At 54.7% G+C, this 16,673-nt stretch carries 9 protein-coding genes; 1 reads left to right on the top strand and 8 read right to left on the bottom strand.

Annotated elements, in window-relative coordinates; genetic code table 11:
- Positions 1-34: 34 nt before the first annotated feature.
- From E9954_RS03870 to E9954_RS03860, 3 genes are all read right to left on the bottom strand, one after another.
- A complete protein-coding gene (locus E9954_RS03870; RefSeq protein WP_136077917.1) occupies positions 35-1,837 on the bottom strand; it encodes an alpha-L-fucosidase in 1,803 nt (600 codons plus the stop codon).
- A gap of 115 nt (positions 1,838-1,952) precedes the next feature.
- On the bottom strand, positions 1,953-3,455 hold the full coding sequence (locus tag E9954_RS03865; RefSeq protein WP_222847039.1) for an alpha-L-fucosidase: 1,503 nt from the start codon (positions 3,453-3,455) through the stop codon (positions 1,953-1,955).
- Positions 3,456-3,814: 359 nt separating this feature from the next.
- Positions 3,815-5,056 (bottom strand): IS4 family transposase, encoded by a 1,242-nt coding sequence (locus tag E9954_RS03860; protein WP_136077916.1) that lies wholly within the window; start codon positions 5,054-5,056, stop codon positions 3,815-3,817.
- 126 nt (positions 5,057-5,182) lie between these two features.
- Between E9954_RS03860 and E9954_RS03855 the strand changes: the two genes are divergently transcribed.
- Entirely contained in the window at positions 5,183-5,410 is a 228-nt protein-coding gene (locus E9954_RS03855) for a hypothetical protein (RefSeq protein ID WP_136077915.1), read from the top strand.
- A gap of 644 nt (positions 5,411-6,054) precedes the next feature.
- Here the strand turns inward: E9954_RS03855 and E9954_RS03845 are convergent.
- From E9954_RS03845 to E9954_RS03825, 5 genes are all read right to left on the bottom strand, one after another.
- Positions 6,055-6,933 (bottom strand): SGNH/GDSL hydrolase family protein, encoded by an 879-nt coding sequence (locus tag E9954_RS03845; protein ID WP_222847038.1) that lies wholly within the window; start codon positions 6,931-6,933, stop codon positions 6,055-6,057.
- Between the two features lie 70 nt (positions 6,934-7,003).
- Positions 7,004-10,249, bottom strand: coding sequence for an alpha/beta hydrolase family protein (locus E9954_RS03840; protein WP_136077914.1), 3,246 nt, complete (start codon positions 10,247-10,249; stop codon positions 7,004-7,006).
- Positions 10,250-10,271: 22 nt separating this feature from the next.
- Complete coding sequence (locus tag E9954_RS03835; protein ID WP_168441941.1) at positions 10,272-13,175, bottom strand: putative glycoside hydrolase; 2,904 nt, start codon at positions 13,173-13,175, stop codon at positions 10,272-10,274.
- An 80-nt stretch (positions 13,176-13,255) separates the two neighbouring features.
- Positions 13,256-14,008: a Rossmann-fold NAD(P)-binding domain-containing protein gene (locus E9954_RS03830; protein ID WP_136077912.1), complete on the bottom strand. Its 753-nt coding sequence runs from the start codon at positions 14,006-14,008 to the stop codon at positions 13,256-13,258.
- Positions 14,009-14,106: 98 nt separating this feature from the next.
- Positions 14,107-16,659 (bottom strand): hypothetical protein, encoded by a 2,553-nt coding sequence (locus tag E9954_RS03825; RefSeq protein WP_136077911.1) that lies wholly within the window; start codon positions 16,657-16,659, stop codon positions 14,107-14,109.
- Positions 16,660-16,673: the final 14 nt, after the last annotated feature.

Here is a 16,673-nt window from a genome sequence, read left to right as displayed (position 1 = left end):
GCCTAACCCAACGGCCCCGCGATTGCACCGCCCCCTACTCTTCAATCGTTGCTTCCACCACGAAGCCGTTATCGTCCGTCTTAATTCCGGAAAAATTGATTTCCAGCGCCTGGTCGGTCTGCGTCCATTCCAGCGTTGCATCGCTGCCCAGCAAGCGCAGGGCGGTGACCTTGCCAACCGAGGCGTTGAGCGATCCAACCCGAACGGTGCCGGGGGCCGGGGCAAGCGACATGGCATAAACCTTGTTGCTTTTGGCGCTGAACCAGAATTCGCCGGGAACCGATTCGGCTCCTTTTTCGGGATTCACGTTTTCATTGAAGCGGATCCAGCGGGTCGTCCCGAATATGGCGTCGGCATTGGTTTTCACCCACGCGCCCATTTCCACAAAGTGCTCCACGCACGGCCCGGGCACCGTGCCCTTTCCATCGGGACCGATATTCAGGAGATAGTTCCCGCCCTTGGAAATGATGTCCACAAAGTTTCGGAGCAGTTGGTTGGTGCTTTTCCAATGGTGGTCGTGCGCCTTGAAGCCCCACGAATGGTTCGCGGTTCCGCAGGTTTCAAAATATTTGGCCACCAACTCACCGGCCTTGGGCGTTGTGTTGTCGCCCGCATCCATGTAGTCGCCATACTCATAGCCGACGCGACGGTTCACCACAATATTCGGATTCAGGTCATAGATCATCCGGTAGAACCGCAGCGCCTGCGCTTCCGTAATCAGCCCCTCGCCATCGAACCAGATCAGACGAAGGTCCGGCATCAGCTTGATCAGCTCGGCAATCTGCGGATAGGCCTTGCCTTCCAGATAATCGTTGTATCCATTCGGGCTCGGGTCCCACATGTTTTTCCCGTTCGGGCGGGTCGGGACGTTATATTCATCCCGTACTTTTTTCACATGGGCATAATTGGCGTCGCACCCCTCCATCCAGTCGTGGCCGTGGGAATAGTAGACCCCGAAATCAATCCCCTGCGCCCGGCAGGCCTCATACAGCTCCTTGATCAGATCTCCGTCGTACGGCGTGGCATCCGCGATGTCCCAATCGGAGCTGGCCGAATCGAACAACGCGAATCCATCATGATGCTTCGCGGTGATCACCACATATTTCATGCCGGTGTCGCTGGCCAGCCTGGCAATGTTTACGGCGAAGGATTCGTCGGGATTAAACTGTTGGGCAAACGCACGGTATTCCTCGCGCGGAATATTGAAGGTATACATCAGCCACTCCGCCACCCGCGGCCCCTTGATCCCCGAATCTTCAATCCTGGTCCCCTTCCAGCTCCCGGCGGCCTGGGAATAGACGCCCCAGTGGATAAACATGCCGAAGCGCGCGTTTTTGTACCACTCCATCGCCGCCTGCTTTTCCGGCGACTGGTGCATCTTGATCCACTCGTCGTAATGCTTCCCGGAACCGACCATGATGCGGCTCCTCCAGTAAACGCTTGGGATCAGCCGAACCTTCAACGGCTTGGCCCCGCACTCGACGCTTACCGCATGGGTTCCGGCCTCGGCAAGTTCGACCGCCTCGGTAAAGGTGGAAACAATTCCGTCCTCGATCCAATAGTCGCGCTTCAGCTCCCCGCCCACCGGCTCGCCATCGACCCTGGCCAATGCCGAAAGCGTCTTGCCGGCCACTGCGGGCTCATGCACCAACTGCACGACATAGGCTCCGGGTTCCTTCAGCTGAAAATCAACGGTAATTGACCCATCCACAGCCTTTGCCGCTGCCAAATCGATGACGACGCAACTATCCTCCCGCTGCACCGCCGCGTTTCCCGAACTCAACAGCCCGCATAGACCGACTGCCAAAACAAGCTTCACCTGATTAGTACACATCATTCAAATCCTTCACGTTCACCGGGTTTCCGTACGACACCAAAGCACACCATGGAACACCAAATACCGACCACCGACCATCCCTATTTTGCGGGATGCGCGAACCGTGGCGCTCCAGTCAGTCGGAAATCCTGAACCCGATGACCGGCGAATCCGGCAGCTTCGTGGGTAGCTTGATGATCAATCCATCGGCAGAACGCTTCCACTGGATGGGCTCCTTGCTTCCAAGCATCTTGATTTTTTCGATAGAGCCCTCGTAGATCCCGTCCTTCCTCAGCGTCTTGATCACGATATCCTCGGTCGGCACGGCCAGCACAAAGGCATAGAGCGAGCCCCCCTTGGTGGTGAAGCGGATATCCTGCGGGCACCACGGCTTCAAGTTTTCGCTGCCGCGCCCGTCCTTGATAACCAACGGGCCTTCGCCGAAAACCTTCCAGGGTCTGGAACCGTAGATGCCCTCGCCATTGAACTTCATCAGCTTGCGGAAGGCATTCAGGTATTCCATCTGATACTCCGGAATCGAGCCGTCGCCTTTTAGCGCAATGTTCAGCATGATCACGCCGTTTTTGCTGACCGAGTCGATCGCGTTCCCCACCATCACGGGAATACTCATGCGGTTTCGCGCACCGTCGCGGTAGAACCAGGTGCCCGAGAGGTCGGTCGCCCACATCCACGGCTCCGGCTCGATCTCGGCGGCGCTGCCGCGTTCCATGTTGTAGGTGAAGGCCTTCTTGTTCTCGTTCGGGTTTTTGAAAGAGAGCACGCAGTCCTGCTTACCGCCGTTCTGCGCCTGATCCTTCTTCACAAACTCCGTAAACAGCTTAAGCCCCAGCCCGTTTCCATCCTTGATGGTTGGATACGGCGAATCGTTGTTGAACATGTCCGGATCATATTTCTCGATGATTTCCCAACAGCGGTCGTACCAGTGCTGGTTCCAGGCATCGGAAGCGTGATAATTCTTCGGCGGATACTCCATATTGAACAGTTTTGCTTCCAGCGTTCCCTCGGTCTGGCACTTGCGCGCGGAGTTAAAAAAGCGCGGAGACCAATACAGGTGCGTCGAGACGCCGAACTTCAAACCTTCCTTCTGCGCGGCCGCTTTCCATTCCTTCAACGTATCGCGCCGGGGCCCCATGTCCACCGAGTTCCAGGGATGGGACGAAGCATACATGTCGAAGTTATCATGGTGGCAGGCGACCGGCATAATAAACTTTGCACCGACATCCTTGACCTCCCTGACCAACGCATCGGGATCCCACTTTTCGGCTTTGAAGCGCGGAATCAGATCCTCATAGCCAAACTCGGAATAGTGGCCGTAGTGGTTGTTGTGCCAGTCGGTCAGCTTCTGCACCGCCTCCGGGTGCTTCGCGGCACTCAGTTGCCCCTCGGTTCCATACATCCACGCGCCATAGTGCGAACCATCATGCGGCCGGCCGTCGTCGATCGAAGAAGGGATGCCCCAGTGGAACCAGACGCCGAGCTTACCATCCACAAACCAGTCCGGCACCCGATAGTTCGCCGCCAGCGATTCCCACGTCGGTTCAATCTGCGCCCCACACGAAGTCCCCATCCAAAATATCATCGCCGCGTACGCAACGCGTTTAAGCTTCATGTTCTTCATTTCCATATCCTACCCACTTATGTTCCAACGGAACGTACCAGTTCTCGTTTTAGAATGGTAGCGTGCCTGCAAATCCCGTCCATCACGTGTTTAGGGGATACCCCCCATCCCCACAACATCCACACCTTGTACCCCTCAGCGTAGCATCAACAGAAACGCCGCGTGTCGCCTAAACAGAGGATAGGAGAGTCCTGCCAGATATAAAATGGGTACACATTCATCCCATAGGTGGTGCTGACGGAGAGTAAAACCCCGTTTTTGTTAAGGTTTCTGATGTCCGATTCATTTAGTCAATTCCGATTTTTTGTTGAAGGTTAACCATGGTTCCGCGCTTTGTGCATATGGCTGTCCCACAGCTCTTAGACAAACCCCGGCAGATACGCCTGTTCCGGCGCACCCCGTATGCGGCCGGGCGGTTTGGCTGTCCCATAGGAATCCAGCAAGGCGGGCAGGTTCCACCGGCGCCAAAGCACCGCGCGCACAACAGTGAACTGCCGCTTGAAGCTGTGCTCCCATCCGTGCATGAACGCGAGGCAGCGCATCAGCAGGTGGACCAGCAGCCCCATCCAGATCTGCCAGCGCACGGCGTTGGCGCTGTAGCCCAGGAAGTCGGAGAGTTGGAGCGTCTGCTTGATCTCCTTGAAGAACACCTCGATGTCCCAGCGGCAACGGTAGAGTTCGGCGACCGTCCACGCGCTCCACTCCAGGTGATTGGTGATGAAGGCGATTTCGACATCCTTGCCGTTAATCTCGACCAGCGCCACGACCCGGCGCAACTCGCACGGATAGGCTTTCTTCGATGCTTCGACCACCATCTCGATGACCTCGTCGCGCAGGATGCGCTTGTGCCCGGTGGTTTCGAGGGTGCGCACCACCTTGTACTGCATGTTGTCCTTCGCCCGGCCAACCCACCAGACACCGCGCACCGTCAGCTCGAAAAGATGCTTGAACTTGTTGTAGGCCTTGTCGAACACGGCGATTTCACCGGGTTTGAGCTCGGCGCACAGGCTTTGGGTCATCGTGCTGTCATGGTGCTTCGCCGTGTCGATGATGGCGCACCGGGGCAGGAAGCTTTGCAGGTCGAGGCGCAGGTGGCACTTGGCCGCAGCCTTGCGGCGGCGATGCTTCGCCCAGTCCATGCAGTTGGCGACGAGCTGGATCGTGGTCGAGTCCAGCGCATGGATCGTCTTGCTGAAGCGCCGGAGGTATCCGCGCCGAACCTTGCCCTTCGCGAAGCCCGGGACTGTATCCATCAGATGCTTCATCATGCACCAGTAGAGCTCTTCGGCCATGTCCGCGTTGCGGATCTTGTTCGCGTGGCTCAGGTTGTTACGCGACGGAGGAACCGCGCCGCGGATGGTAGAGAGCGCCGCCGCGTTCATCTGGAGCGCGTCGCACACATCGTTGAGTCCGAGTGCATGGGAGAAGTGGGCGTACAGCAAAGAAACCACATGGCTCCACGGCGTGTACGTCCGGCTTTGAATGTCCACGCCATGCTTCTGCGCAAGGCTCGACACCATGTGTCCGGGAATCAGATTGCACAATTGTTTCAAGGTTGTATACCTATGTCCGGCTGGCTTGTGTTTATGTTGTTTTTTCATACCCTCCGAGTGGAGGATTTCAACGGCACATGCCAGCCTTTTTTTTCAATATCTATGGGATGACAATGAAATGGGTAAGCAAAGGCGCACGCCGCGGTTCATGCACATGCACACGAGGGAGTTCCAATGAAGCCATCCATTCTAATCGTCCTGTCCATTCCCGCCCTGGTACTGGCAGCCCCAAAACCCACGCTGGTTGAATACTCCGTCCGAACGCCGATCCAGCGGCGCAATCTCAAACTCGCGGTTTCCGGGCAGCACTATTACATCGCCACCAACGGCAACGACGCGAATCCGGGGACGAAAGCCGAACCCTTCCGCACCATCCAGCGGCGGTCAGACCTTGTGAGCTGAAGGCCGGAACCAGCGCAATGGAATCAAGAGCAGGCCTCCATTGAAAGGTGATGTCGATTTGGTGGGGCGCTGCACGTTCCGCGGCCAACGGATCTGTGATCCCCGAGTGGTAGCCCAATCGGTCAGACAGGTATTTAGGGTTGTGCTGCGGCAACCCTGAAATGATCTCCAAAAGTTGATCCCGCTCGGCCTCCAGCTGTCCGATACGCAGCCACGGCCGGCGAGACCAATTATCAGCAACGACAGGTCGCAGCTCGGAAGGGAAACGTGGATCCACCGATTCAACTGCAGCAAAACCGGCCCCGGCCAGAGCCAATCCCATGAAAAACAACCCGCTCCGCTTACACCTCTTCAGGCGATTCGAACAGGTACGATGCGCGGGCGTTTTAAAAGGCCGATTCATTCAAAACATGTAGTAAAGGAAGAACGGACTGTCAAGGCCGCCAGTGAGTTTAAGGATCACCGTTTACAAGATCCTGCAGCTCCTCCATGCGGTTCAAATAAATACCGCGCGGCGTAGTGTCATACTTTTTACACAGCGCGGCAGCATATCCCGTGGCGATTCCCATCTGCCCGGTTGTATTCATCACCCGCGGGCCGCCGAGACCGATATGGGATCAGCTGAAGCAGCGCCCCGCCATCATCTAAATGCTGTTGGGACCGCTGCCCGTCGACACAGCGGGACCAGGCATGCCCGCACCAGGCGTTCCCGTTTTGTCCGCAGCGCCAAGCTCTTCGGCGATCAGGGCGGCAACCTGTTTCGCAAGCGCCTCTGAACCGATAGGCTTGAAATGACAGTTCCTTGGAAGCTGCCACTCGTTGAGGTTAGGTTCGCAGAGAGCATGCAGATCATTCACTCGAACCTTGTTCGCTTCCATGATTTCCAACGCGGCGGCGTTGTAGCGCACCGGGGCTTCCGGTGTGCGCAAGGGATTGAGCGTTCCCTGAACGATGGGGGTCGTTGTGGCAAAAACCAAGCGGGCACCGGTGGCTTTGAGCTTCTCGACGATGGTCTCCATGTTTTTTACATACTCTTCAAGCGTCGCCTGAGTGGGGTCGTCGGGATCGTTCGACTTGTCGTTCGACCCAGCCGTTTTGACGTGCTTGAGATCGTGCAGCCCCCAATTAAAATGAATGACGTCCCACCGCTGCCCCGCCAGCCATGTGTCCAGGTTCGCAACGCCAAATCCCGTCCCGTTGCAATTTAACCGGCGGTTCCCTCGCATTGGACGAAACACATTGGCCTTGCCCTGCAAAAGTTCGCGCACCTGCAGGGTGTAGCCGATCGAAATCGAGTCGCCAAGAATCAGAACGTTGGGCAGGTTGGGATCCGGCGTAAACGACCACACTGCATTTTTATCCGTTTCTGCATGGGAACCCTTTTCGGGAGCGGCCTCCTGCGAAACGATAGTAGGCTTCGGCGAACTCGCCGCAGTGGTGCTCGAATGCGCTACGTGTGCCGCACCCATCAACGCGAGGATGCTCAAAAGGAAGGATCTGCGATGTCTGCCATTTTTCATCATTCAAGCCTCATATCGTGTCTTGTATACTCTCAAAAACCTGTTTCACCGCAGGGATGCCAGCGTCCGTTCTTTACGGTGCGAGTTCAACCGAGATTCTGTAGAAGCCGGCTGGATTGGCCGTGCGCCCCGCATCGATGAAGGCTCCGCCAGGGGCGTTGCTGTGGATCAGCGAGAACCCGTCCACCAAATTGCTCGACCAATAGACGTTGTAGACACGGCCGCTGGCGGCATCCCATTCCAGGCGTTCACCATCGGTGAGACCACTGATTAAAAAAGCATCCGCAACCTCCGGATTGAGCCCGGCGATATATTCTTCGTAGTTCGTATACCGATCCCCGTCCGGATTGGCACTTTCTGTGGCGTTCGTGCCGCTCAGGCTGTACCCGCTCATCCAGGCTTCAAAACCATCCAATGCAATAACGGTTCCATTAAGCGTCACATTATCGAGCCCGAATCCGCCAAAACCGCCGACGGTATTGTCCATTACAATCCATACCGTCAGGTTTGATCCTGTTCCTGCAACCGACATGGTGTACGTTTGAAATTCATCGGTTAAATGAAGTGCAGCCACGCCATTGGTTGTAACAGATGCACTCCGATTACGGTCAATCACCGTTCCATTATCGAATGTTTCATTCCAATTAACACCGGATGTACCCACATCAAAAACGGTTTGCGTTGCACCGCCATCGATCGAGCAGGAAACCGACGTATTCTTATCGGCCATATCGCCGGAACAGGCCCAGTCCATTTCAAGCGTCAACTCTTCCGCCCCGGAAATATCAAACGTATAAACCAGCGTTCGCGAAGCACCCGCCCGATACATGCCGAAGATGTTGTCCGTTTTGTTGGTGCCGAGGAAACCCAATGTATCCCCCGAGTTTAGGGCCACCGCGCCGCCGGCCTCCACAGAGGTATCAATCACCTCGTCGGTCGCAACGGTTTCGCGGTTCACGATCTGCCAGAGCGTGTTGTCGCTGTTATTCGCACCGGTAATCGTCCGGCTCTCATACCGGGTGTCACCATCAAAGTCATCCCGGCCGATCAACTGCACCTCTCTGGGCTGGGCTGTTATGATAAGTCGAACTTCATCCAGATCTGTATCCTGAACCACGGAGGCGGTGAACGCGTTTTCTTCAAAGCCGGTCATGGAAATATTATTCGGATCGGCCAATGTTTGAATGTTCGAGGCAGAAAATAACACCGAGGTACTGGAACCTCCCATGTAGGCCGATCCATCCACGATAATCGTGGCTTCAGCCAGGTGCATATAGGAGCTCATCTCAATCGGGCTGACGCCGCTCTCATCAAGCACAAACCGGAAGGTGCCTTGGGAACCCGTGGCATTCTGCTGGTTTAAAATCGCCATGGAAATGGAGGCATCATCACCGATCACCCGAACTTCACACGGTCCGCCCTTACCGAACTGGCAGTGCCCGGTTCCGAAATTAACGGCACCTCCGCTGATTTCAATCAGCTCCAGACTTGAAATCGTACTGCCGCCCACGCTCAGACTTCCGGATTCCACGATCAGGTTGCCCGCTCCGTTCAGCGAAAGCCCGGCAACGGTCGCTAAACTGTGAACCCCATTTATCAGAAGGCTTCCGTCATCAATCGTAAGCTGATTCACCTCGGAATCGGCATCCAATGAAACCACGGCATTACTGCGAATGAGTACATCATCGATGACGAACGGCGTTTGCGAAGCCCAGTTGGTGGTGACTTCATAAATAATGGTCAGCGCATCCCGTGTGGTGACCGCATAGGGCAGTTCAACCTGCTCCCGACTGCCGTCCATATTTTCCCGGACAAACACCAGCGTACCCGTCGCCGATTGACCTTCCGTCAGACCCGCCACGCTGTTATCAAACTGAAGCTCCAGCAGCTCCGGTTCACGGAGCTGCCACGGAAAGTCGACCGTGTAGGTCAATGCCCCGGGGTGCGACTCGTTGGTTGCCACAATATCTACAATTTCCAGCGTGGAAGGGGCGAAAAAACCAATCTCTATCGTCCCCGTGGACAGCGTATCGCCCAAAGGGTGCAAATGCGAAAACCCACCTGAAGGGAGTTCAAACTCAATGATTTCCTGATAATCAGAACCGGCCACCACGTCCTCACCCCGATAGCCGGAAACGTTTGCCGCGGCCGTGGTTTTGATATACCACCCGGTCGTGCCTTCGGGCAGTTGCGCCATGATGGTCCAGATGCCCGCCGGACTTTCCACCATGGAAGTCACATTGGTTTCGGTCCAGTCCAAGGAGGTCGTCGCGCCCGTTTCGGTTGCAAACAGCAGCGTTGCCGTTTTCAGAGATCGCGTAGTTGCAAAAACCGCTTCGACATCCGAACCGGTCAGGCTGAGACTCTGCTGCACACACCATCCAGTACCATCACTGATGATACTGTCTGCAAAATCATAACTTTCCGGACGGAACCAGGCGGAACCGTGCGAATGATTCATTCCGGGCACCAGAGAAACCATGCGCTCCCCGGCAGCGGCCATATAGCTGGCTCCCTGACTGTCCAGCGGGAAATGATAATCCCCCGGCCAGGAATACCAGAGCACCGGCATGGTTGCCTGATCCAACCGAAGGAAGGGATCCCATACGGTCTTATACGTTTCATTATCAATAAGGGCTCCTCCCCAATGGCTCATTGCATCATACAAATGACCGCATCCATAGGTTGGAATCGCAAATGCAAAGCGGTCATCCAGCCCAATCGTTGTGCTGGTGATCACCCCGCCCCAGGAGACACCCATGATTCCGATTTTATCCGCATCTACTTCAGGCAGTGAACGTATCAGCGAGTTGGCGACAATGGCAGATGCGGTTGCGTGATACATAAAGTGATCCCCGATCGGCTTCGCCATATCGTCATAGATGCCGGTGCGTTGCGGCCCGCCCCAGGGTTGCACAAACTTTTCGCCTGTAGCCGGATCGACCATCCGCCCTTCGTTATCCATGGCAATCGCGGCATACCCCCGATCGTTCCAGTGCTGAACCCAGTCAGAAAACGCCGTACCGCCACCCCCATGAACCAGCACAACCGCAGGCACTGGATTCTCCGCACTGGCGCCGGCCGGCATTCCGATATACGCCCAAACCCGTGTCGTTTTACCGGTATACTCCACGCTCTCATACATCATCGACTGGATCGAACCGACGCAGTTAACATTTGTGACCACACCGTTGGTGGTATACACGGACGGCGCATTCGTCAGATCGCCCAGTGCCACAACGGCATCCCAATCTGGGTCTGCATAGACTCCAATGGCCAAGGCGGCACAAAAAGCAGCCACTACTGATTTTTTCTTCATTCTAATTTTTTCCTAATCAAAGTTACAGCTCACGTTCCACCGTGATTTTATAGAAGGCCTGAACATCCCGATCCGTGGTTGTATCGACAAATGAGCCCTCCACAAGATTGCTCCCGATCAACGTAAATCCGTGCACCAAGTTGCTCGACCAATAGACATTGTAAACGCGCCCGCTGACGGCGTTCCAATCCATGGAATTGGTTTCGCCGGTAAGGAAGCCGGTCAGAGCAAATTCATCAGCAATCTCCGGGTTCAGACCGGCGATATATTCTTCGTAGTTCGTATACCGATCTCCGTCCGGATTGGCACTTTCTGTGGCGTTCGTTCCACTCAGATCATAATTGGCAATCCAGAGTTCAAAATCAATGGGATCAAGAGCCGCGCCATAGAGTTTCAGATTATCCAGTCCGAATCCTCCGAAGCCGCCGACCGTAGAATCCATCACGATGGTTACGGTCAGAAGTGATCCGGCTCCATCAATCGACGTGGCGTAGGTCTGGAACTCATCGGTTAAATGGTTCGCTGAAACAGCATTGGTTAAAACGTTTGCGCGACGGTTCCGATCCAGCACCGTTCCATTGTCCAATGTTTCGTTCCAGTTTACACCGGATGTGCCCACATCAAAAACGGTTTGCGTAGCCCCCCCATCAATCGAATACGAAACCGATGTATTTTTGTCGGCAATGTCGCCGGAACACGCCCAGTCCATCTCCAGCTTCAGATCATAATATCCGGAAACATCAAACGTATAGACCAGCGTTCGCGAAGCGCCCGATCGATACATGCCGAAGACGTTGTCCGTCTTATTTGTGCCGAGAAACCCTAATGTATCCCCTGCGTTCAGCGCCACAACGCCACCGGCCTCCACTGAGGTATCGATCACCTCGTCGGTCGCGACCGTTGCCCGGCTCACAATGTTCCACAGGTTATTATCGCCATTAATTCCGCCGTTGATCGTTCGACTCTCATACTCGTTGACCCCATCAAAATTATCCGAGCCAATCATCTTAGACAGACCACGTTCTGGATCCCAATCCAATACCGCCTCCAGTGTTTCCACATTCACCCACACATCCACATGCTCATAGGATCGGGTATAGACATAGCCGTCTTTGACGGGATCGCCTAACGGTTTACCCAATGGACGGTTCAGCTCTTCGATAAAACTTGAATCCCACTTCCAATCATCATCGAGGGCGTTCACAGTGTTTTGATAACTGAAATAAGCATTCTCTTCTGCCGCGATCAAAAATATCGCCAGTGCCACATCTACCGCTGCCGCAAAAGCCTCCTGATCCGTGAAGAGTTCCCCGTCATCATTTTCGACCTCTGTAAAGCCAATGGGGCCGGACTGCAGCATGATAATTTTACCGAGCGAAAGGGCTTCCCGCATCAGCTGAATCGTTACACAGGTTGCATCCGCAACGGTTTGTGCCGGATTGCTGGAAGCATCAGGAAGCCGCCAGCGCTCAAGATAGGAACCCTGCATAATGCTCATCATTTCCCGGTCGCCGTTCTTATTCTCATTCCGGAGCGTATTTCCGGTCAGCAACTTATTCGCCGGCATCTGTTGGCGGAGGGTATAGAGCATCTCCACATAATCAGATGCAAAGTTTCCTTCGCCGTCAATCAGAGGCGCTCCACCGCCCCCGACCTTATCGAGAAAAATGCCGTCCACATTCGCCATCCCGTCCGGGTCGTCAAATATACTCAACGCCGCATCCAGCCACCATTCCCTCAACTCAGGAATACTGGCATTATACATCCTGTAAATATTCCGAATCAACGTGTAGTTGGTGGTCCCGTCGTCACCGATCGTATATTGGCTCCAGGCATCGGAATCATAGCCGGCGTCCGATTCGTATCCACCGTAATGCACAACGGTATTCCGGTAGAACAGGGTTCTGATGTTTGGATTCAGCGCCTTGAGCCGTGTTGACACATTCACGATGCCATCCTCGATATAGGTAAAGCCCTGCTTATTCGCTTTCTCAAGCATCACAATCTGGTAGTGGTCGGCGACCGATTCGACCTTATATTCCTCCAGCGCGGTCGTACTTCTAAGGGCCAGCCAGCGCGGCACCGTATCCCAGGAAAACTCCGGGTAGCTGGCAAAATTCGTTTGAGCCGGATAGGGATCGATATACTGCGGACCGGTGGGATCTTCCGAATAATCCGAGACATCCCAAACCACCGAATTGGATGGATTCGACACCGTGAACTTAAAGCCGACCTTAGAAACCGCCCACTCCCGGCTTCCCAGATAAAAACTGCCCGCGCCGGTTACGACAAAAGGATCCATTCCGGAAAATGCATAGCTTGCGGTTGGAGCCGAAAAAATTGAAGCATTGAGATTGGTTCCTTCCCCACGAATCAACGCGTGATCGCGCCCTCCGTTCGACTCCATCGCCACCATAGAAATGGCCCCATTGAATTCAGCCATAAAACCCGGAACTGAAACCGAAAAATTCTCCACCGTAAAGCGGAGGCTTTCGCCGGCATCCACATCAAAATCACCCCCCACGCCCCACGTGTTGTTAATCGCCGTCACATCCGTTGATGATCCAAGCAGCGTCATGGAAGATTCTCCGGCATTGGTGCTGTAGGAGTAGGTGGATCCGGAAAAACCTTCAACCCGCAAATCGAACGAAAATGTGTCATTCGTCGCATCGCCATTAAAATCATCCCCTGTCCAGGTGATGGAGTACACCAGATCATCGCCATCGCTGACCCGGGAACAGGAAAGTCCAGTTTGGTTCAGGTTGGTGATCACATGACCGTTATTCATCAAAAGATCGTCTGCCACCTCCTCAGGCGATCCCGCTCCGGCTTTCTGCACAAACCAGAAGGTTCCAATCTGGTTCGATGCACCTGCTCCGACCGCCATTAACATGCAGGCCATCCATCCAAAAGCGATTTTTTTCATTGTTCCCTCCATTTAAAAAAAATAACCATGCCACAACGGCATGGCTATAAACTTTTAAGAACCCCAACGGGGCCCGCGCGTTAGATCTGCAATAAGCGCCGGATAAACAAGATTCCGCCGCCAAAGGCTGCGATCAAACCGAGCGTGGCCGGTTCCGGGATGACCGTGCCGTTCAGAACCAAATTATCCAGTCCTATGCCGCCATAACCGCCGACCGTGTCATTCATAATGAAGGTCAGGGTCAGCACCGATCCGGATCCATCGAGTACGGGATTGTAGGTTTGAAACTCATCGGTCAGGCTCGTTGCAGATACACCGTTCACCAATACTGTTCCCCTGCGGTTTCGGTCAAGGACGGTTCCATTATCCATGGTCTCGTTCCAGTTAGCGCCCGAGGTGCCGATATCGAAAACCGTGGTGGCAGCGGCCCCATCGATGGAGTAACTCATTGAGGTGTTTTTATCGGCAATATCACCTGAAATGGCCCAATCCATCGCCACATTCAAGTTGGTGTAGTTCGAGATATTGAACGTGTAGACCAGCGTTTTGGCCGCACCAGCGCGGTACATCCCGAAAACGTTGTCCGTTTTGTTCGTTCCCAAAAAGCCCAGCGTATCTGACGCATTGTAAGCAATGTTCCCCCCGGCCGCCACGGAGGTATCAATCATCGCCGCATTGTTTACGTTTGCACGGCTGACAATGTTAAAAGTGATGTTTGCAGAGTTATTACCTCCAGTAATTGTCCGGTTCACATAGGTTCCCGCATCATCAAAATTGTCCGAACCAATCACATCTGCATGGACAGATCCTATTGCCAGCAAAGCAACGAGCATTGCATATCTCATTTTCGTCATTTCATTTCTCCTTTTCAAAAACAGAGCCATGCCTGCGCAAAGGCGCAGGCATGGTTGGCCTCGGCTCTATCCCGCGGCTATTTCTCGACCTTCAGCGAAATAAACTTCGCATCGGTGGTCATCTCGGTGCGGTTGGTCTGCGTCCGGAAGCCATCAACTTCATCCGACTGGCCGACAAACGAAACGTCGTTGGTGTCCGCCGGGGTGCCGACCAGGTTGTCCGTTGCCCCCAGGGAGAAGGTCAAGGCGGCATCATCCACCCGCTGGTCGTAGACGTGGTAGAACCAGTCCGTTCCACCGTCATCCATGATGTAGGCGGCTGGAGCGACTGCTGCCGCATCATCGACGTTCGGGTCTCCGCCAAGGGCATATTCCATCAGGTTGTCGAGTCCGTCCGGTTCAACGTCGGCTCCAGGCAACGCATCGTCGCCCTCCAGGCCATAGCCGGCCGCCCAGGTGTCATATCCCACCACAGGTGCAGGAGGCCCGGAGAGCGTTCCGATCAACTCAAGGTTATCCATGCCCATGCCGCCAAAACCGCCGACACTCGACTCCATAACGATAATCAGCGTGAGGTTGGAGCCCGTTCCGGCGATGGCCGGGTTATAGGTCTGGAATTCATCCGTCAGGCTGTTGGTGACCACGCCATTCACAGAAACACCGAAACCGCTGGCTCGCGATAAAACGGTGCCGTTATCCATGGTTTCATCCCAGCCGGAGCCGGAAAACCCGAGGTCGAGAATCGTATTCGTGGCTCCCCCATCGATGGAGTAGGACATGGAGACATCTTTGCTGCCGTTATAGGCGCCCGATGTCGCCCAATCCACCAGCAGGTTGAGATCTTCATAATCCGTGATATCGAAGGTGTAGGTCAACGACCTTGCTGATGTTCCGGCACGATACATCCCAAAAATATTGTCCGTCTTGTTGGTACCAAGGAACCCAAGCGTATCGGTTGCGTTCGTATCCACGACTCCGCCTGCTTCCACGGACGTATCAATCATTCCCGGATACTCGATATTATCACGGCTGACAATCGCCCAGGTCACTCCGGGAGCCGAGTTTATTCCTGCGACAATCGAACGGCTGGCATAGATTCCCGCATCGTCAAAGTTATCTCTTCCGATGGCCAGGGTGTCGCCCGGCTTGGGAGCCACATCGCCGTAGAGCTTCAGGTTATCCAGGCCATAAGTCTGGAAATTAACCTGCGAAGCCATGCTTACGGTTACGGTCAACACCGATCCTGTGCCGGAGATGGTGGGCGTATAGGTCTTGAACACCTCGGAAAGCGTGCCTGCGCCGACTCCATTCACCGTGATCGTACCGCTGTTGGCATTGGTTACCGAGCGGCCATCATCCATGATCTGGATCCAGTCCACCCCTGATGAGCCCACTGCCAGGTTGGTCACGGCCGCACCTCCGTCGAAGGAATACGCCATTTTAATATTGGGGGTACTTCCACTACCTGACATCGCCCAATCTGTCGCCAGATTTAAGTTGTTGTATCCGGCAACATTGAAGGTATAGGTCAGGGTTCGCGTCCCGCTCAGTCCGGCGCGAAGCATCGCGAAAACCTTGTCCGTTTTATTCGTTCCCAGAAAACCGTACACATCCATTGCGTTCGTGGCTATAACCCCGCCGGCTTCCACACTTGTGTCAATGACAACTGCAGCGGCAACGGTATCGCGGTTTACGGAGCTCCAAACCAGGTTGGCACTGTTTTCCGAAGAAGAATTTACCTTGGTCAAATAGGCCGTTGTTCCGTCAAAATCATCCTGGCCGAGCAGCACGGTTTCACCTGCGCCATATGGAACGAGGTCGATGTACATGCTGTCGGCATCGTAACCGACCGACCAGCTCTGGAACCTGCCCTCTCCGGAAACCGTGATGTTGCTCGTGGCAAACTGCGTATCGTTGGTGCCGAACGTCACCAGGTCAATCTGTGTTTCGTCGCCCGTATAGGCGGAAACATCGACGATTAAGACGGAGTTGCTCGGATCGACGATCAATGCGTCTTTAACATCAATGGTTCCGACCCCGTCGGTATCCAGGATGAATTCCAGGGTGGCCGTGGTCAACATCGTGAGGTCTTCATCCGAGCCATTGCCCACGGTGACCGACGCATCGCTGCCGGCAATGGAAAATTTTCCGGACTGTCCGACCGTTAAATCGTTAAGCAGCACCAGCGCTCCGGTTCCTGAAATTGCATACAACCCGCCATTTGCCGCCACCGTACCGAGTGTCACTTGACTGGCACTCACCGTGCCGGCATCCTGCTTAATAAACGTTCCGAAACCGGACGTTCCACCGTTTATTCCAATATCGATGTTGCGGAGGGAGTCCATATCGGCGCTAATGGTTAGCTTTCCATTATTCCGCATCATGATATCCACTTTGTTGGATGAAGTAACCGCCGAACTAACCGTCCCGATGTCGGCACTAGAGAAAAAATCGCCTCGATCGGCTACGCCATTCGTATTATTGCCGGGAACATAGTCAGTCGCCCAGTTATCAACATTATCCCATTCCGTGTCGATACCGCCACCGACCCAATTAATGGCCGTTCCCTGCGCGCCGACCGCCGCCAGCATGCAAACCGCGAATAGTTTTGTGATGTTCCTCTTCATCATATTCCTCCGTTTCC

The organism is Pontiella desulfatans, from assembly GCF_900890425.1.
Lineage (GTDB): Bacteria > Verrucomicrobiota > Kiritimatiellia > Kiritimatiellales > Pontiellaceae > Pontiella > Pontiella desulfatans.
Note: the sequence above shows the minus strand (reverse complement) of the source record. Positions and strands in the feature narration are given on the sequence as shown.